Origin of the sequence: Nevskia ramosa DSM 11499 (assembly GCF_000420645.1) — a bacterium.
Classification (GTDB): Bacteria; Pseudomonadota; Gammaproteobacteria; order Nevskiales; family Nevskiaceae; genus Nevskia; species Nevskia ramosa.
In genome coordinates, this window is the sequence record NZ_ATVI01000009.1 from 80,054 (window position 1) to 97,544 (window position 17,491).

The window sequence follows — 17,491 nt, forward strand, 5'->3', positions numbered from 1 at the left end:
CGAAGAACCAGCCATGAAAAACTTCACCTGTCTGACATTCGCTGCCGCCGCGCTGTTGCTCGCCGGCTGCAGCTTGACGCCGACTCTGACCCAGCCCGAGCTGCCGCTGCCTGAGCGCTACGCGCAAGCCAGTGATAGGGCCGACGAAGCCAGTGCCGAAGCAGTGCCGGTCGCTCCCCAGTGGTGGCAGCGATTCGGCAGCGCCGAACTCGATCAGCTGATGACTGAGGCGCTGGCCGCCAATCACGATCTGGCCGCGGCACTGGCGCGCATCGAACAGTCCCGCGCCAGTGCCCGCGCCGCCCGCGCCAACCTGGTGCCTCTGGTCACGGGATCGGCTTCGGCCTCCACCAGCCGTAGCGGTGGCAACGACACCAGCGAGAACAGCCAGGCGACGCTCAGCGCGTCCTACGAACTCGATCTCTGGGGCGCCAACCGGGCGACCGCCGCGGCGGCGCGGGCGCGGCTCGATGCCAGCGGCTACAACGGCAATGCCGTGGCGCTGGTGCTGCAGGGCGATGTGGCCAGCAACTACTTCCTGATCCTGTCGCTGAAGGATCGCCTGGCGCTGACCGAGGAAAACCGCGCCGCCGCCGCCGAACTGCTGCGTCTGGTCCAGCTGCGTTACGACAACGGCGGTGCCAATGCGTTGGAGCTGGCCCAGCAGAGAACCACCTTGCTCAACATCGAAGCCAGCCTGCCGTCGCTGCGCCTGAGCCTGGAGCAGACCCACCACGCGCTGGCCGTGCTGCTCGGCCGCGCACCGGGCGGCTTCACGGTAGCCGCGACCACGCTCGCCGGGCTGAACGTGCCGGAGATCGCCGTCGACACGCCGGCCAGCCTGCTGCTGCAGCGGCCGGATATCCGCGCTTCGGAAAGCTCGCTGATCGCCGCCAATGCCGATATCGGCGTGGCGCGTGCGGCACTGCTGCCCAGCGTGTCGCTGTCGGCCTCCGCCGGCTTCAACGGCCTGATCACCAGCGGCAGCAGCACCTTGCTGTCGCTCGCCGCATCGCTGTCGCAGACCATCTTCAACGGCGGCCGTTTGCAGAGCCAGGTCCGGATCGCCGAAGCGCAGCAGCGGGAATTGGTCGAGAACTACGCCCAGACCGTGCTGCTGGCGCTCAAGGACGTCGAAGACAATCTGGTCGCCGTCGGCACCAACGAACAGCGCGCCGCACTGCTGCAGCAATCCACCGAACAGGCGCGGCTGGCCTACCAGCTGGCCCGCACCCGCTACGACGCCGGCGCCGACGACCTGCTGACCCTGCTCGACGCTCAGCGCACCCGGCTCAGTTCCGAAGACAGCCTGGTGCAGGCCTCCCTCGCACAGCAGACCGCGGCGATCGGCTTGTTCAAGGCGCTGGGTGGCGGTTACTGAGCCATCGGGCGGACAAAAAACAACCCCCTGTCGCCAGGGGGTTATTGATAACGCCAACGCAGGCCGGATCAGAACGGGATGTCGTCATCCTCGAAGTGCTCGGCCGCCGGTGCTGCCTGCGGCTGCGGTGCGCGCGACGGCGCGCTGCTGCGGGCCGGTGGCGAGGTACGGGTCGGCGGCGACTGGCTGTAGTCGTCGTCGCTCATGCCGCCGCCACCGCCTCCACCGCTGCGGCCGTCGAGCATCTGCATGTCGTTGACCAGGATTTCGGTGGTGTAGCGATCCTGGCCTTCCTTGTCCTGCCACTTGCGGGTGCGCAGCGAGCCTTCGACGTAGACCTTGGCGCCCTTCTTCAGGTACTGGCCGGCGATCTCCGCGAGCTTTCGCGTGAACACCACGTTGTGCCACTCGGTCTTTTCCTTCTTTTCGCCGGAGGCCTTGTCGTTCCACGACTCCGAGGTGGCGAGGGTCAGGTTGCAGAACGCATCGCCGTTCGGGAAGTACTTCACTTCAGGGTCCTTGCCGAGGTTGCCGATCAGGATGACCTTGTTTACGCCGCGTGATGCCATATCGCCTCCTTGCTACTCAATTTGTCGTGTGTTCCGGGGCCGGGATTGCGCGGTCGGCAACCGCCAGGCCGGATGCCCCCGTCGCAACTATTATCAGCCAGATCGCGGCGAGCGCGCCGGCAGTCGCGTAGACACCGGATACGCCGAAGTGCCCCAGCGTGATGCCTCCGAGCGAGCCGCCGGCGAAGCCGCCGAGGAACTGGGCGCTGGAGTAGACGCCGAGCGCCGCGCCCTTGCGTTCCGGCGGCACTCTCCGGGAAATCAGTGACGGCAGGGCACCTTCCAGGTAGTTGAAACCGAGGAAGAACAGGAACAGGGCGGCGACCAGGCCGGGCTTCGATTGCCAGGCGCCGGCTGCCAGCAGCATCGCCACCGTCAGGGCGGTGACCGCGCCGATGAACATCGGCTTGGCGATCTGGCGCTTTTCGACGATCCGGAACAGCGGAAACACCGGCACGATCGACACCAGCAGCAGCGGCAGCCAGACCTTCCAGTGCTCGTCGCCGGCGAGGCCGAGGGTTTTCTCCAGCGCCAGCGGCGAGGCCACGAACACGGCGGTCATCGTCGCGTGGAGCAGGAAGATGCCGGCGTCGAGCCGCAGCAATTGCGGATCGGCGAGGGCGGCGCGGATCGAGGCCGGTGGGCCGGCCGGCGGCAGCTTCGGTGCTGCCGGAATACCCCAGATCACCAGCGGAATCGCCGCGGTGGCGAGCACGGCGGTCAGATCGAAGATGCCGGACACGCCGATGAAACCGGCGACGATCGGCCCGAGCACCAGCGCCAGGATGAACGAGACGCCGAGCCCGGCGCCGAGGATCGCCATCGCCGTGCTGCGCACCTGCGGCCGGGTGACGTCAGCCAGCCAGGCGGATGCCGCACCGGAGATCGCACCGGCGCCCTGCAGCGCGCGGCCGGCCATGATCCAGTGGATGTCGTGGGTGGCGCCGGCCAGCGCGCTGCCGAGCGCGAACAGCGCCAGCCCACCGACCATCACCGGCTTGCGGCCGATGCGATCCGACAGCCAGCCGAACGGAATCTGCAGCGCCGCCTGGATCAGGCCGTAGAGGCCGATCGCCAGGCCGATCTGCAAGGCGGTGGCCGGTACCGGCAAGTCGCGCGCGTACAGCGCGAACACCGGCAAGATCATGAACATGCCGAGCATGCGCAGCGAATAAATGACGCTGAGGCCTGCGGTAGCGCGTATTTCGTCGCGATTCATCGGCTGGTTTCCAGGAAGCTCGCAATGGCAGCGGCGCCCGCGGCGGCCGAACGGCCTATGGTTTCCGGGTCGGCGTCGAAGGTGTCGCGAAAGTATTGGCGTTGGCGTTCGATCCAGTGGCCGTGGTTGGCGACTGCATCGCTGAGGGCCACGTCCAGATCGTCGACGTTGGCGATCACGGTTCCGAGCTGCCAGAACAGATAGTCCGGCGAGTTCTGCCACGCAGCGTCGTGGCTGTTGATGAACAAGCAAGGTCTGGGCCGAACCATGAATTCGGCGATCTGGCTCGACACGTCGCCGAGGTAGACATCGGCGGCCTGGGTGTAGGTCATGTCGATCGAGGCATCGCTGCCGGTATCGATCAGCACATGCGGCAAGGTCCGGTAGCGATCGAGCTGCGCCTGGGTGGCAGGATCGCGGCGATCGAACAGGCGGATGTGTGGCGCGAAGATCAGGTTCCAGCCCTTCGACTGCGCGAAGTGCTCGAGCACCGCGAAACCATGCTTCGGCCAAGACGACAGGCCGGCTTCGAAATGCGGGTTGTAGAGCACCGTCGGGCGATCGTTGTCGAACAGCCGGCGGCGCTGGGCATCGAGGCGGTCGACGAGATCGAACTTCGCGTAGCAGCCGGCGTGATAGCGGCCTTCACGCAGGGTGCCCTGTTCGCGCATCCGCGCTGCCTGCTGCTCGCCGGCCAGCAGCACGTAATCGAACTCGATCAGGTCGTCGGCGTAAGTCACGGCGCGGCCCGGCGCGCCGTGGTTGGTCCAGATCATCCGGAGCTTCGGCAGATGCAGCTTCTTCAGCAGCAGCGAGGTGCGCTCGGGCACCACCAGGGCATCGAAGCGGCGGAAATAGCGACGATTGCCGATCAGCACCAGGGTCTTCGGCGGAATGCCTTCGCCGCGCAGGCGCTGATAAAGGCGCTGCAGCCAGCTGATCCGCAGACGATCGATGCGCAGCCGGGCGTTCGGGTACAAGCCCATCAGCCGCCGGACCAGACGCTCCTGCTCGTCGGTGGAGCAGGCGATATGCACCGCCCAGTCCGGCCGCTGCGTCGCCAGTTCGGCAGCGATCGGGAAGCTGTGCGGAATCTGGTGGGTCTGCGCGATGTACGGAAAGACGACTTTCATTCGGAGGCGCGGGAAGACGCCGCGGGGGCGGCGTGAAGCAGTGCTCGGCGGGCCAATCGGGGTGCCGGAGTTGGCCGCTATGGTAGCCGTTTACCCTGCGCCGCTCGCCTTCGATCCGTTGCGATCAGCGCGCAAAGCGAGCTGCTCTTCGATCAGGCGAATCATCAGCGGAATGCCGTTGACCGGCTTCAGGGCGGAGACGCGTTTGCGGATCGCGTCTCCGTCGGCCGTCAGCAATCTTTCGGCGGCCTTCGCCAGCGCTGCGGCCTCCGGTGCCGCCGCGTGCAGCAGACCGGCCCCGACATAACGCCTGATTCGTTCCGGCTGATCGGAACCGCCGAGGGGCGAAGCGACGCAGGCGGCGCCGCAGGCCAGCGCCTGATGCAGCGCACCGGTGGCGCCGTTGGTGACGATGATCCGGGCTCGGCGCATCAGCGCCAGCAACTGGGGCAGGGGCAGCGCCTTGATCGCCAGCGTCCGTCCCGCCGGAATCGGCCCCTGGTGCAGTGGCCCGAGGACGGTAATCGCATCGAGGCCGGTGGCCGCATGCAGCCGTTCCGCGGCGGCATGGAAGATGTCGCCGACATAGCGGCCATCGACCCGATAACCGCCGCCGCCCGGCACCAGCAAGGCAAACGGCTGATCGATGCGTGCCAGGATTTCCGGCGGCAGTTCGCCGAGGTCGGACAGCAGATCGTCGAAGTAGCTATCGAAGATCGCGCGCCGCGTGCTGCTGATCGCCGTCAGCAGCTGCTGTCCGGGCGTGAATGCCTGCAAGGTCAGATAAGGGCGCTGCTGCCAGTGCGCATCGAGCCGCCACAGCCAGGGCCATTCGAAGGCGCGCTTGCAGGTTCCCGGCTGGTCGGCGACATAGGCGGTGCGTGCACCGACGGCGCGGCACTGATCGAGCACCGCCGGATGGCTGTAGCAGTCGAAGATCACCAGATGCGGGCGGCGTTCGCTGATTTCCCGGTTCAGGAAGCGGATCCTCGACGGCTTGTCGAGATGCGCCTCGTTGAAAGTGACGGGGAACGGGCAGTCGTGCCGGGTTTCGGCGCCGCCGGGCAACAGGAATTCGATGGTCGCCGCCGGCCAGCGTCGCTGCGCAGCCTGGGCCAGGGTCACAGCCCGAACGAACTCGCTGCTGCCGCCCCACTTGTAGTACGGCGCGAACAGCAGATGAGGCCTGTCGCCGTCCTCAGACGCCAACCTGGATCTCGGTCAGAACTCCGCCTTCGAGACGAATCACCCGTTCGGCCGCGTCCACCCAGGCAGCGTGATGCGAGATCGACAGCACCGACAGCCCGGTGCTGCGGGCCAGCGTGCAGACGTTGTCGACGATGCCGGCTTCGGTGCCCGGATCGAGCGCGCTGGTGGCTTCGTCGAGGATCAGCAGGCGCGGCTGATGGACCAGCGCCCGGGCGATGGCGATGCGCTGGCGCTGACCGCCGGACAGCATGCTGCCGCGCTCGCCGACGCTGGTGTCGATGCCTTCCGGCAAGCGGGCGACGAAATCCCAGGCTCCGGCTTGGCGTAGCGCGCGCTCGACATCGTCGCGGCTGAATTCAGGTGCGCCGAGCGTGACATTGGTGGCGATGCTGTCGTTGAACAGCATCAGTTCCTGCGGCACGTAGCCGGTCAGTGAGCGCCAGCGCATCAGGTCGAGCTGGTCGAGCGGCACGCCGTCGATCAGGATCTCGCCGGCATCCGGCTGATGCAGGCCGAGCAGCAGATCGACCAGGGTGGTCTTGCCGGCGCCCGACGGGCCGGTCAGCGCCGCCACTTCGCCGGCCTTCAGCATGAAGCTGCCGTTGCGCAGGATCCGGTGACCATCGAAAGCGAACGAGACGTCGCGGAAGCGCAGTTCCTCGGTGAAGGTCGGGGCTAGTCCGCCGTGGGCGTTTTCGCGCGCCTGCCGGGTGTCCTCGATCGCTTGCCGGACCAGGAAGAAGCCGCTCTCGGCGGCGTAGACGTTCTGCAATTCCTGCTGCGCCTTGCCGACGATCGAGACGATCTTGGCCAGCAGCAGGCTCATGATCAGCACTTCGCCGATCGGCAGTTGCATCACCCGCAGCGCGCCGAAGATGCCGATGCTCAGGCACAGCGCGAGGATCGGTTCCTGCAGCGCCTTGTTGGCGTTCTTCGAGAATACCTGCCGGCGTGAAGCCTTGCGGATGGCTTTCAGATCCTGCTGGAACAGGGTGTTGAAGCGCGCGTGTCGCGCCATCGCCTTCATCGGTTTGATGCCGACCAGCACATCGGTCAGCCGCACCAGCAGGGACTGCAGGCGTCCGCTCTGCACCCGGGCGTTCTGCTTGGCGACGGCCAGCAGGCGGTTCAGCGAGCCGATCATGATCAGGCTGACCAGGATCGCCAGCAGCGCCAGCTTCCACGAGGCGAGGGCGGCGACCAGCAGATAGACCAGCGCCTGCACCGACAGGGAAAACATCAGGCTCATCGCGTTGTAAGCCTCGCCGGCCCGCGTCGCCTCGCCGCCGAGAGCGCCGGAGAAACGGCCGACCGGCTGGCGCACGTAATAGCTCCAGCGGGCATGCAGCAGCGCTTCGATCAGGCCCAGCCGCATGCCGGCCGCGACATCGGCCACCGCATGACCGACCTGGCGCAGCGCGAGCAGCATCAGGCCGGCCTTGAGCAGCATGCCGGCGGCGATGATGCCGAGCAGGATTGCCGGATCGTGCGGCAGGTGGAGGCGATCGAGGACGCCCAGCACGCCCTTGCTCAGCGCATTGGTTTTCGAGCCGTCATCACCGAGCACCGCGATCAGCGGCAGCAGGGTGGCGATACCGATGCCTTCGGCGATGCTCGCGAACGACAGGCACAGCATCACCACGATGTTGCGGCGCAGGGGAATGGCCGCGGCGATCCTCAGCAGGGAGCGCGAGCCTGAATGTTCGGAGACGGGAGAACGGGTCGACATGAATCGCTTGAATCGTGGGAGGCGTGAATGACGGTGCGGCTGCAGCGATCGCTTCAGGGTTGATCCGGTTTCTTCATGCGCTGCCAGTAGGCTTCATCGCGCTTGACCACCAGATCGTCGGCGCGGCTGGTGCCGGCTTCCTTGCGATTACCCTTCATGTGATCCATGAATTCGCCAAGCGAGGAATTGATCAGCACGTGGCTGGCACGATGGCCGATGCCCTCGGCGATGTCATGGCCCAGGTCGCCGCGCGCCTCGGCCCGGCGGCGCACGACATCGAACAGGAAGGAGTCGTGGAACTCGTACTCGTCGAACAACTCGTCGTTCGTGTACATCGCCTCGAACTCGTCCAGGAAGCGCTGGATTCCGGGATGCCGCAGGTTGTAGCTGACGAAGCCGCATTCCGTATGCGTGTTGCGCGGCCGTTCCAGGAAACCGACCATCCGATCCGGTGGCATGTAGCGCTCCAGCCGGGCGAGATCGACATCGGCGAAGAAGGCGGTATCGGCATCGATCCAGATCAGCACGTCGGCGTCGACCTGGCGGGCGGCGTGGAGGATCGCGTAGACCTTGTGGGCAAAGCGCACCGCGTTCCAGCGATAGCCCGCGCCCCAGTTGCGGCCCTTGATCTTGATCCAAGGCGGCTTCGCCTTCAGTGCCAGCTTCGGGCGGAAACGGCGAGTCTTGCCGTGCGCCAGCGGGTTGTTGGCGTGACGGGCCTTGAAAGCGACCAGCGCCGGACAGTCGGCCAGCAGGTCATGCACCTGCAGACCCGGGGCCGGGTCCGGCACGAAGCCTTCGGCATACAGCAGCAGGGGAACTTCGGCTGGCCAGTGCTCGCGGAAGGTTTCGACCATGCGCCGCCCATGCTCGGCATAGCCGGCGGCATGGCAGGTGGTGACTGCGGCGAACGTGCGGATGGGGACGATCTCGGGCGGAACGGACATTTTCTGCACCGCATGATGCAATAAAATCCACGATGATCTGTGCGTCTTCGATCTGAACCCACTGGCCAGCATGCGTCCTACCGTCTTCATCCACACCAACGCCCGCCAGATCGTGGGCGCGCAGGTGGCCCGCCACGCGCTGAAGCGCAACAGCGCCCATCCCGAGCGTTTCGACGTGCGCCTGATCGAGGCCGAGCACCACGCCTTCATCCAGCAGCGCCACGGCCAGAGTTATCGGCGCGAAGGCTTGCCCGTGGTCTGGGATGCCAATGACCTGCAGTCGTTCACGCCGCTGCGTTTCGCGGTGCCGGCCGAGATGGGCTATCAGGGGCGGGCGGTGGTCATCGATCCGGATATCTTCGCGATCGGCGATATCAACGAACTGCTGGAGCGGGACCTGCAGTCGCATGCGGTGCTGGCGCGCGCGATTCCGGCCAAGGCCGGCGAACCGGAGCATTTCGCATCGAGCGTCATGGTGCTCGATTGCGCGAAGCTTTCGCACTGGCAGGCGGAGCGGCAGTTCGGCGAATTGTTCGAGGGCAACCGCGACTATCGGGACTGGATGTGGCTGCTCGACGAGCCCGCCGGTTCGGTCGGCGCGCTGGAAACGGTCTGGAACGATTTCGATCGGCTGGCACCGGACACCCGCATGCTGCACAACACCAACCGCAAGACCCAGCCCTGGAAGAGCGGCCTGCCGGCGGAGTTCGTGACCAATGGCCGCAGCCGTCTGCAGCGGATCAAGCAGCGCCTGCGCCGGGTCGGCAATCAGCTGGTGGCCGGCGATGCGCCGAACGGCCGCTACAAGACGCATCCCGATCCGGCCCAGCAGCAGCACTTTTTCCGACTGGTCGGTGAGTGCCTCGATCTCGGCGTTTTCTCGCAGCAATTCCTGAAGGACGAGATCGCGCAACGCCATCTGCGACCTGATGCGTTGGCATGCGTCGAGCTGGCGCGCCGCGCCGGCTGAGCTAGAGACGGTCGAGCAGCAGGCTCTTGATTCTGGCCACGGCTCGTGCCAGATCGTCATCGGCGCGTAGCGATCGCTGGCGATTGCCGTCGCTCTGGCCGAGAACAGCGAAATCGCCCTCGGCAATGCGCTCGGCAATCCAACTGGCGAGATCAACCGGCGCGGCGACGATGCCGCGCTTCAGCAGGAACGCATAGAGCGCTGGCGGACAACGCTGCTGCAGGCGGGACAACCAGCGACGCGTCGGTGTGCTGTGGCCGGCGAGCGGCAGCACCTGCACCGGCCGGCCGGTGCGCCAGGCTTCGGCGAGCATCGAGGCGCTGTCGCCGGTGACGATCAGATCGTCGGCCTGCTGCAGCCAGGCCGGCAGCGGATTGGCGTCGTCGCCGCGGCGGTACTCGTAGAGGAAATGCGGGGCCTGCAACGCCGACCGCAAGGCCTGCGCGGTGCCGGCACCGGTGCGCGGGCTGGTGGTGACCAGCAGGCTGCCGCCGCCTGCCTGAGCGTGCTGGCTGGCCAGCGTGCCGAGCTTGCAGGCGTCGTCTTCGTCGAAGCGGAAATGCCGGGTGGCGCCGCCGACCAGCACTACCGTCCAAGGCCGCGGCAGGTCCTGCCAGCCGCCGGCCGATGAGTCGACTGGAACGGCATCGGGCAGGCCGATCCGGTCGTTGAAGGACATGCGGATCGGCAGGACGTTGGCGGCAGCCGGCAGCCGATCCTGCGGCATCGGGATGATCAGATCGATCGCGTCGGTCCGGACCCAACGCGGTCGCCCGAGGTGCACCAGCCGGGTGCGCCGATCGCTGCGCGCGACCACTTTTGTTGCGGCACGCAGACTCTTGCCGAACGAGATCACCAGATCCGGCCAGGCTTGGCCGATCGCCGGAGCCAGACCAGGCGCGGCTATCGATTTCTCGATGCATGGCCAACCCAGGGCCCTGCCCAGCACACGGAGCTGGCCGGTCTCGCCGGCATTGCTGCCGATCATCAGCCAGACCAGCGGCTGGCGCGCGCGCGCTTCGCGGGACGGAAAATCAGTCACGGTCACTCGAGCATGGGCGGGTAGGGCGGCAAGTTCCGTATAGTGCTCGATTGCCCCCAGCGTTCACTAATCTTTCCCGTCATGGATTCGATCCGCATCCGCGGTGCGCGCACGCACAACCTGAAGAACATCTCGCTGGAGCTGCCGCGAGACAAGCTGATCGTCATCACCGGGCTGTCCGGTTCCGGCAAGTCCTCGCTGGCGTTCGACACCTTGTATGCCGAAGGCCAGCGCCGCTATGTCGAGAGCCTGTCGGCGTATGCGCGGCAGTTCCTGTCGATGATGCAGAAGCCGGATGTCGATTCGATCGAAGGCCTGAGCCCGGCGATCTCGATCGAGCAGAAATCGACCTCGCATAACCCGCGTTCGACGGTCGGCACGGTCACCGAAATCTACGATTACCTGCGCCTGCTCTATGCCAGAGTCGGCACTGCCTACTGCCCGGATCATCCTGCGGTGGCGCTGGAAGCGCAGAGCGTTTCGCAGATGGTCGACCATGTGCTGGCGCTGCCGGCCGAATCGGCCTGGATGCTGCTGGCACCGGTGGTTCGCGGTCGCAAGGGCGAGCACGCCGAGTGGTTCGATCAGATGCGCGCCCAGGGTTTCGTCCGCGCGCGCATCGACGGCAAGGTTTACGAACTGGACGAAGCGCCGACCCTGAACCGCAAGCTGAAGCACGACATCGAGATCGTCGTCGATCGCTTCAAAGTCAGACCCGACATCAAGCAGCGGATCACTGAATCCTTCGAGACCGCGCTGCGCTTGTCCGATGGTCTGGCGCTGGTTGCCCCGCACACGACTGCCGCCGCGACGCCGGACATCACCTTCAGCGCCCGCATGGCCTGCCCGCACTGCGGCTACTCGCTGGAAGACCTCGAACCGCGCCTGTTCTCGTTCAATTCGCCGAGCGGCGCCTGCGCCAGCTGCGATGGCCTGGGCGTGCTGCAGGTATTCGATCCGGACAGGGTCGTCACCCATCCGGACGCCTCGCTCGCCGACGGCGCGATCCGCGGCTGGGATCGCCGCAATCCCTATTACTGGGCGCTGGTTTCGTCACTGGCCAAACACTACAAATTCGATACCGACAAGCCATTCCAGAAGCTGCCGGAGAAGGCGCGCAATGCCGTTCTGTACGGCTCCGGCGACGACAAGATCGCCTTCGAGTACCCGGACGAACGCGGCAAGGTGGTCACCCGCATCCACAAGTTCGAGGGCGTGCTGCCGAATCTGGAGCGCCGCTACAAGGAAACCGAATCGGCGGCGGTGCGCGAGGAGTTGGCCAAGTATCTGTCTGACAAGCCGTGCCCGGAATGCATGGGCGAGCGCCTGAATCGCTCGGCGCGCCATGTCTTCGTCGATGGCACCAGCCTGCCGACCGTGGTCTCGAAATCGGTGCGCGATGCCGAGGCGCATTTCCAAAAGTTGAGCCTGCCCGGCCACAAGGGCGAGATCGCCGACAAGATCCTCAAGGAGATCAGCGCGCGCCTCGGCTTCCTGAACAATGTCGGCCTCGACTATCTGACCTTGTCGCGCTCGGCGGAGACGCTGTCCGGCGGCGAAGCGCAGCGCATCCGTCTGGCCTCGCAGATCGGCGCTGGCCTGGTCGGCGTGCTCTACGTGCTTGATGAACCGAGCATCGGCCTGCATCAGCGCGACAACGAACGCCTGCTGAAGACGCTCGTCCATCTGCGCGACATCGGCAACACGGTGATCGTCGTCGAGCACGACGAGGAAGCGATCCGCCAGGCCGATTACGTCGTCGACATCGGCCCCGGTGCCGGCGTCCACGGCGGTCATATCGTCGCCCAGGGCACGCCCGCGCAGGTGATCGCCAATCCGAAATCGCTGACTGGCCGTTACCTGTCCGGCACGGAGGGCATTCCGGTGCCGAAGGTTCGCGGCAAGCGCGACCCGAAGAAGCAGATCGTGCTGCGCAACGCCCGCGGCAACAATCTGAAGGGCGTCACCGCCGAGATTCCGATCGGCCTGATGACCTGCGTCACCGGCGTCTCCGGCTCCGGCAAGTCGACCCTGATCAACGACACCCTGCTCGGTTACGCGGCGCGGGCGCTGAACAATGCCGGCACTCGTCACGCGGCCTGCGACAGCATCGAAGGCCTGGAGCATCTCGACAAGGTCATCGACATCGATCAATCGCCGATCGGCCGCACGCCGCGCTCGAACCCGGCGACCTACACCGGCTTGTTCACGCCGATCCGCGAGCTGTTCTCGCAGGTGCCGCAGTCCCGCGAACGCGGCTACGAAGCCGGACGCTTCAGCTTCAACGTCAAGGGCGGCCGCTGCGAGACCTGCGAGGGTGATGGCGTCATCAAGGTGGAAATGCACTTCCTGCCCGATGTCTACGTCACCTGCGATACCTGCAAGGGCAAGCGCTACAATCGTGAAACCCTGGAGATTCGCTACAAGGGCAAGAGCATCAACGACGTGCTCGATCTCACCATCGAAGACGCGCTGGCACTGTTCAAGCCCGTGCCGGCACTGGCCCGCAAGCTGGAAACCCTGCTCGACGTGGGCCTTTCCTACGTGAAGCTCGGCCAGAACGCGACGACTCTGTCTGGTGGTGAAGCGCAGCGCGTCAAGCTGGCCAAGGAACTGTCGAAGCGCGACACCGGGCGGACCTTGTACATCCTCGACGAACCGACCACCGGCCTGCATTTCCACGATGTCGCCCAGCTGCTGAAGGTGCTCGATCGCCTGCGCGATGCCGGCAACACCGTGGTCGTCATCGAGCACAACCTCGATGTGATCAAGCGCGCCGACTGGCTGATCGACATGGGCCCGGAAGGCGGCAGCGGCGGCGGCGAGATCGTCGCGGCCGGCACGCCGGAAGACATCGCCAAGAACAAGCGCTCTCATACCGGGCGCTTCCTGAAGCCTTTGCTGAAGGGATGACCGCAGTTCCCCTTCCCCCGCTTGCGGGGAAGGCCGGGATGGGGGCGTTTGACTTCAGCGTAGAACCCAACCGCCCCCACCTCAATCCTCCCCCGCAAGCGGGGGAGGAAGTAGCCGCCAAAGGCCTCGTGCTAGGCTCTTTTCCGAAAATTTGAATCTTTCCGGAGCTTTACTCATGTCCTCGATCACCGCCCTCCGCCGCCACGCCCCCGCACCGAAGCGCGAAGCCGCCGACCTGCGCAAGTCCGGCCTCGATCCGAACTTCTGGTATCCGCTGGCACGCTCAAAACAGCTGAAGGCCGGCAAATCACTGGCCGTCAGTTTCGCCGGCGAACCGATCGCGCTGGTGCGGCCGGAGAAGGGTGATCTGTTCGCGCTGGAAGATCGCTGCGCGCATCGCCAGGTGCCGCTGAGCCTCGGCGTCGTCCGTGGCGAACGTCTGCAGTGCCACTACCACTGCTGGACTTACGACCGCAGCGGTGCCTGCGTCAACGTGCCGTATCTCGATGAAGGCAAGCAGTTGCCGAACGGCGTCAGGAGCTACCCGGTGCGCGAGGCCTACGGCTTCGTGTTCGTCTATCCGGGCGATCTCTCGGCCGCCGGTTATGGCGCGTTCCCGGATGTCTCCACGTTCGCCAAGTCCGAGTACAAGACCCGCACGCTGGACCGGACCATCGGCTGCCACTGGAGCTTCATGCACGAGAACCTGATGGACATGAACCATCAGTTCCTGCATCGCAGCCTGATGGGCTCGATCCGCGCCACGATGATCGACCTGCGCAGCGGCGATGGCTGGGTGGAATGCGACTACACCTTCTCCCGCGCCGCCGGCAAACAGCCGCTCGGCGAGCGTTTCATGATCAACCGCAGGGGCGCTGCCAAGGTCAGCGATGGCTCCATCGACAAGATGACCATCCGCACCCAGTACCCGTACCAGACCCTGCAGTTCTGGACCGCCGGCAGCCCGGTTGATGAGCCGGCACTTGATCTCTGGAACTGCTACTGGCCCACCGACTCAGCGCAGCGGAAGAACCAGACCTACGGCCTGATGATGATCCGCAAGCCTCCGATCCCGGGAATGATCCACGTGATCTGGCCGTTCATCGTTGCCTTCACCAACGGCATCTTCGGCCAGGACACGCATATCGTAGAAGCGGAGCAGGCGGCGTTCGATGCGCAGGGCGAGGACTGGAATCAGGAGATCTTTCCGGCGATTCAGTTGTTGCGGGAGTTGTTGATTGATAAGAGTGTGCCGGTGGAGGCTTATGCCAAGACTGGGGCGCCGATTCGGTTGGCGGATTTGCCGCGGGTCTAACTGGCGTTACCGCGAATGAAGAACATCCAAGTCTTCGACGGCGCGCAGAACGCTGTATACGACATCTTTTCTGTCACAGACGATGAGTTCGATCTCATCTTTCCCTCCGGCCATGACGTTGCCTTTATTGATGAGGTCTACGAGCGTGGAGATGCAGCGATTTTGGACGCTGCGTTTGCTCTAATCTGGACTCGGCGTGTACTGAAGCGCGAAGCTCAAGGCATTCATGGGCTTCTCTTCTACGAACTAGAAGAGAAGAAAATTTATTACCCCACGCGTGCAGATGAAGAAGCAATCAATCCAGATGGTAGCCGGCTTCGCTGAGAGCCCGAGTAGATCGGGAAAGCGGCTTCATCGCGCATCCCGACGGATTCGGTGTCGTCTGCTTCCCTGACTCTTTGGACTTCACCGAACCATTCCGCGCTGTCGCGCGGGTCACTTTCCTTGACGCCCAAGGAAAGTAACCAAAGGAAGGGCGCCCCGGCGCTGCGTCGGATCGCATGAAACAGAAGCGCGATCCGATGCCCTGTGCTTCTCGGCCATGACGGGGCTTTTCGACGCGCCATCCTTGGCGCGGCGAAAAGGCATCGGCATCCTGCCTCGCCTCCTTCGGAGCCTGTCCGCCATGGCCTGCGATGCTCGGCGCGCTTAAGGGGGACCAAAAGCAAAAGCCACAGCAACGGCAGAATCAAAAGCACAGCGCCGCGCGGGAGCGCGGCGCTGTTGCCTTGGCTTTTGACTTGGTTGTGGACGTTGGTCCCCCTTGCATGCCGCCGAGCATCGCAGTGCTCGGAGAGGGACGACCGGCATGGATGCCGGTCGAGCGCTGCCAGGCCATGGATGGCCTGTCGGCGCGGTGCCCCGGAGAGCGCGAGAAGCGCAGGGCACCGACTCGCGCTTCTGTTTCTCGCGAGTCGGCGGCATGCCGCGGGGCGCATTCCTTTGGTTACTTTCCTTGGGCGTTCAAGGAAAGTAACCCGCGCGTAAGCGCGGAATAGTTCGATGAAGGTCATCGAAAAAGTCAGCGCTACGCCAAGGCCAGAACTCAACCAGGAAGGGCGCATTCCGCATAACCCTGCCCCCAAGGCCGCAGCAGGAATAAACCGTGCTCACTAAAAGCCGCCAAAGCTACTCATCGCACAGAGCCACGATGGCTTTAATGCAAACTGCCAACCAATACCCGCTTCAGGACCCTTTGCCGTCATGACGATGCTCACGGTCGAACACACCACCGTTTACCGCTACGCCAGGCCCGTTGCCCTGCACGAGCACCGCCTGATGTGCCGCCCGCGCGACAGCCACGACCTGCGTCTGATCGAAACCGGTTTGACCATCACCCCGGCGGCGTCGGTGCGCTGGTTGCACGACGTCTTCGGCAACTCGATCGCCATCGCCAGTTTCGAGGAAGAGGCGACTGATCTGTCGTTCGTGTCGATGTTCCATGCCGAGCATTTCCCGAACGAGCCGCAGAAGCTGGAGGTCGAGGAGTTCGCGCGCTATCTGCCGTTCAATTATTCGGTGCAGGAGATCGCCGATCTTGGCCGCACTTCGGAACGGCACTATCCGGACCCGCTGCATCGGGTCGATCTCTGGGCCAAGTCGTTCGTGCTGCGTGAGGAAGGCAACCCGGAAACGCTCGATGTGCTGATGGCGATGAATGCCGCGATCAAGGAGCAGTTTGCCTATGCGCGGCGCGAGGAGATGGGCGTGCAGACGCCCGAGGAGACGCTCGACAAGGGCAGTGGCAGTTGTCGCGATTTCGCGGTGTTCATGATGGAAGCGGTGCGCAGCCTGGGGCTCGCGGCGCGTTTCGTGTCCGGCTATCTGTATGACGCGAGCCTGGTCGGGGCTGAGGTCGATCAAGGTATGGAAGTGGTTGGCGGTGGCGCCACGCACGCCTGGATGCAGGTCTATCTGCCGGGGGCCGGCTGGGTCGAGTTCGATCCGACCAATGCATTGTTCGGTGGCCGCAATCTGATCCGCGTCGCGGTGGCGCGTGATGCTTCGCAGGCGGTGCCCTTGACCGGCAGTTTCACCGGCGCGTCGAATGATTATCTGGGCATGAGCGTCGACGTGAAGGTGTCGGTGGCCTGAGCGCGCCGAAACGGGTTCAGATCGCCGCGACGCTGCCCATCACCGTTTCATCGAGCGCCGCCAGGCGCGTGCCGAAGAACTGCAGGAAGGCGCGGACCCGGGCGCTCTTGCGAAGATCCGGATGGGTCAGCACCCAGAAATCGAAGCCGGAGTCGTTTTCGGTATCGGGCAGGCGCTCGAGTTCGGGATCATCGAAGCAGGCGAACCACGGCAGGGCGGCACAGCCAAGGTGGGAGGCAACTGCCAGCCGCAGTGGCGCGAAGCTGTCGTAGCGCAGGCGGATTCTGGAGTCCGGCACGTTGGCGGTCAGCCACTTGGCTTGCTGCACGCGTATTAGCGGACCATCGAAGCCGAGCCAGTCGTAGTCGGCGAGCGGCCGGCCACGGCCGATGCGGTCGAGATAAGTTTTCGAGGCATAGGACGCGAACACGATCCGGCCGGCACGCCGGCCGACCAGATGCTCGGGCGGATGCGCGGTGCCACGGATCACCACGTCGGCCTCGCGCTTGGACAGGTCGGCGATCTGGTTGGTCGAGGCGATGTCCAGAGTCAGGCCCGGATAGGTATCGCGGAACTCGGCCAGCCAGCGCGGCAGCAGATGCAGGGCCACGGCTTCGCTGGTGCTGAGCCGGATGTGGCCTTCCAGGCGCACGTCGGTGCCCTTGATCCGGCCTTCGACGGCTTGTGCCTCGCGCTCCATCTTTTCTGCCGCTTCGGCCAGCGCCTCGCCGGCCGGCGTCAGCCGGTACCCGGCGCGCAGACGCTCGAACAGCCGCACTTCCAGCGCCAGTTCCAGGGTTTCGAGGCGGCGGTAGACGCTCGATGGATTGACGGCCAGCAGCCGCGCCGCGCCATTCAGGCCGCCGGCGCGGGAAATGGCCAGCACATAGCGCAGATCGTCCCAGTTCATGGCGGCAGCCTGAGCCGTATCTTGCAAAATTGCAAAAATAGAATTCGCAAATGACGACTT

Annotated in this window: 14 protein-coding genes; 6 read left to right on the plus strand and 8 right to left on the minus strand. The window is 65.2% G+C overall.

Annotated elements, in window-relative coordinates:
* Positions 1-13 precede the first annotated feature (13 nt).
* A complete protein-coding gene (locus G513_RS0115645; RefSeq protein WP_022977799.1) occupies positions 14-1,381 on the plus strand; it encodes an efflux transporter outer membrane subunit in 1,368 nt (455 codons plus the stop codon).
* 68 nt (positions 1,382-1,449) lie between these two features.
* On the opposite strand, the gene ssb is transcribed toward G513_RS0115645, so the two are convergent.
* The 6 genes from ssb to G513_RS23455 form a co-directional block, all read right to left on the minus strand.
* Positions 1,450-1,950, minus strand: a complete 501-nt coding sequence (gene ssb / locus G513_RS0115650; RefSeq protein WP_022977800.1) for a single-stranded DNA-binding protein — start codon at positions 1,948-1,950, stop codon at positions 1,450-1,452.
* Between the two features lie 16 nt (positions 1,951-1,966).
* Positions 1,967-3,169 carry an MFS transporter gene (locus G513_RS23445; RefSeq protein WP_022977801.1) on the minus strand — a complete coding sequence of 401 codons (1,203 nt, stop codon included), beginning with the start codon at positions 3,167-3,169 and terminating at the stop codon, positions 1,967-1,969.
* The gene (locus G513_RS0115660) at positions 3,166-4,302 is read right to left on the minus strand and encodes a hypothetical protein (RefSeq protein WP_022977802.1); all 1,137 of its coding nucleotides are present in this window, start codon (positions 4,300-4,302) and stop codon (positions 3,166-3,168) included. Before G513_RS0115660 ends, G513_RS23445 begins: the two co-directional genes overlap by 4 nt.
* A 90-nt stretch (positions 4,303-4,392) precedes the next feature.
* Positions 4,393-5,511, minus strand: coding sequence for a hypothetical protein (locus G513_RS0115665; RefSeq protein ID WP_022977803.1), 1,119 nt, complete (start codon positions 5,509-5,511; stop codon positions 4,393-4,395).
* Positions 5,501-7,240 (minus strand): ABC transporter ATP-binding protein, encoded by a 1,740-nt coding sequence (locus G513_RS23450; protein WP_022977804.1) that lies wholly within the window; start codon positions 7,238-7,240, stop codon positions 5,501-5,503. Before G513_RS23450 ends, G513_RS0115665 begins: the two co-directional genes overlap by 11 nt.
* Positions 7,241-7,293: 53 nt before the next feature.
* Positions 7,294-8,187, minus strand: coding sequence for a hypothetical protein (locus G513_RS23455; protein WP_022977805.1), 894 nt, complete (start codon positions 8,185-8,187; stop codon positions 7,294-7,296).
* A 70-nt stretch (positions 8,188-8,257) separates the two neighbouring features.
* On the opposite strand from G513_RS23455, the gene G513_RS0115680 reads away from it, so the two are divergent.
* Positions 8,258-9,157: a glycosyltransferase family protein gene (locus G513_RS0115680; RefSeq protein WP_022977806.1), complete on the plus strand. Its 900-nt coding sequence runs from the start codon at positions 8,258-8,260 to the stop codon at positions 9,155-9,157.
* 1 nt (position 9,158) lies between these two features.
* Here G513_RS0115680 and G513_RS25080 read toward each other — a convergent pair whose 3' ends face one another.
* Complete coding sequence (locus G513_RS25080; RefSeq protein ID WP_156891726.1) at positions 9,159-10,199, minus strand: ELM1/GtrOC1 family putative glycosyltransferase; 1,041 nt, start codon at positions 10,197-10,199, stop codon at positions 9,159-9,161.
* Between the two features lie 81 nt (positions 10,200-10,280).
* Between G513_RS25080 and uvrA the strand changes: the two genes are divergently transcribed.
* From uvrA to G513_RS0115705, 4 genes are all read left to right on the plus strand, one after another.
* Positions 10,281-13,112, plus strand: a complete 2,832-nt coding sequence (gene uvrA / locus G513_RS0115690; RefSeq protein ID WP_022977808.1) for an excinuclease ABC subunit UvrA — start codon at positions 10,281-10,283, stop codon at positions 13,110-13,112.
* Positions 13,113-13,287: 175 nt separating this feature from the next.
* A complete protein-coding gene (locus G513_RS23470; protein WP_022977809.1) occupies positions 13,288-14,427 on the plus strand; it encodes a Rieske 2Fe-2S domain-containing protein in 1,140 nt (379 codons plus the stop codon).
* A 15-nt stretch (positions 14,428-14,442) separates the two neighbouring features.
* Positions 14,443-14,751, plus strand: a complete 309-nt coding sequence (locus G513_RS0115700; protein WP_022977810.1) for a DUF8220 family protein — start codon at positions 14,443-14,445, stop codon at positions 14,749-14,751.
* A gap of 879 nt (positions 14,752-15,630) precedes the next feature.
* Entirely contained in the window at positions 15,631-16,521 is an 891-nt protein-coding gene (locus G513_RS0115705; RefSeq protein WP_022977811.1) for a transglutaminase family protein, read from the plus strand.
* Between the two features lie 16 nt (positions 16,522-16,537).
* Here G513_RS0115705 and G513_RS0115710 read toward each other — a convergent pair whose 3' ends face one another.
* On the minus strand, positions 16,538-17,431 hold the full coding sequence (locus G513_RS0115710) for a LysR family transcriptional regulator (protein ID WP_022977812.1): 894 nt from the start codon (positions 17,429-17,431) through the stop codon (positions 16,538-16,540).
* Positions 17,432-17,491: the final 60 nt, after the last annotated feature.

What these genes read in the sequence shown, in the direction of transcription:
- G513_RS0115645 (WP_022977799.1), top strand. Translation starts at nt 14, where the DNA reads ATGAAAAACTTCACCTGTCTGACATTCGCTGCCGCCGCGCTGTTGCTC.
- ssb (WP_022977800.1), bottom strand. Translation starts at nt 1,950, where the DNA reads ATGGCATCACGCGGCGTAAACAAGGTCATCCTGATCGGCAACCTCGGC.
- G513_RS23445 (WP_022977801.1), bottom strand. Translation starts at nt 3,169, where the DNA reads ATGAATCGCGACGAAATACGCGCTACCGCAGGCCTCAGCGTCATTTAT.
- G513_RS0115660 (WP_022977802.1), bottom strand. Translation starts at nt 4,302, where the DNA reads ATGAAAGTCGTCTTTCCGTACATCGCGCAGACCCACCAGATTCCGCAC.
- G513_RS23450 (WP_022977804.1), bottom strand. Translation starts at nt 7,240, where the DNA reads ATGTCGACCCGTTCTCCCGTCTCCGAACATTCAGGCTCGCGCTCCCTG.
- G513_RS23455 (WP_022977805.1), bottom strand. Translation starts at nt 8,187, where the DNA reads ATGTCCGTTCCGCCCGAGATCGTCCCCATCCGCACGTTCGCCGCAGTC.
- G513_RS0115680 (WP_022977806.1), top strand. Translation starts at nt 8,258, where the DNA reads ATGCGTCCTACCGTCTTCATCCACACCAACGCCCGCCAGATCGTGGGC.
- uvrA (WP_022977808.1), top strand. Translation starts at nt 10,281, where the DNA reads ATGGATTCGATCCGCATCCGCGGTGCGCGCACGCACAACCTGAAGAAC.
- G513_RS23470 (WP_022977809.1), top strand. Translation starts at nt 13,288, where the DNA reads ATGTCCTCGATCACCGCCCTCCGCCGCCACGCCCCCGCACCGAAGCGC.
- G513_RS0115700 (WP_022977810.1), top strand. Translation starts at nt 14,443, where the DNA reads ATGAAGAACATCCAAGTCTTCGACGGCGCGCAGAACGCTGTATACGAC.
- G513_RS0115705 (WP_022977811.1), top strand. Translation starts at nt 15,631, where the DNA reads ATGACGATGCTCACGGTCGAACACACCACCGTTTACCGCTACGCCAGG.
- G513_RS0115710 (WP_022977812.1), bottom strand. Translation starts at nt 17,431, where the DNA reads ATGAACTGGGACGATCTGCGCTATGTGCTGGCCATTTCCCGCGCCGGC.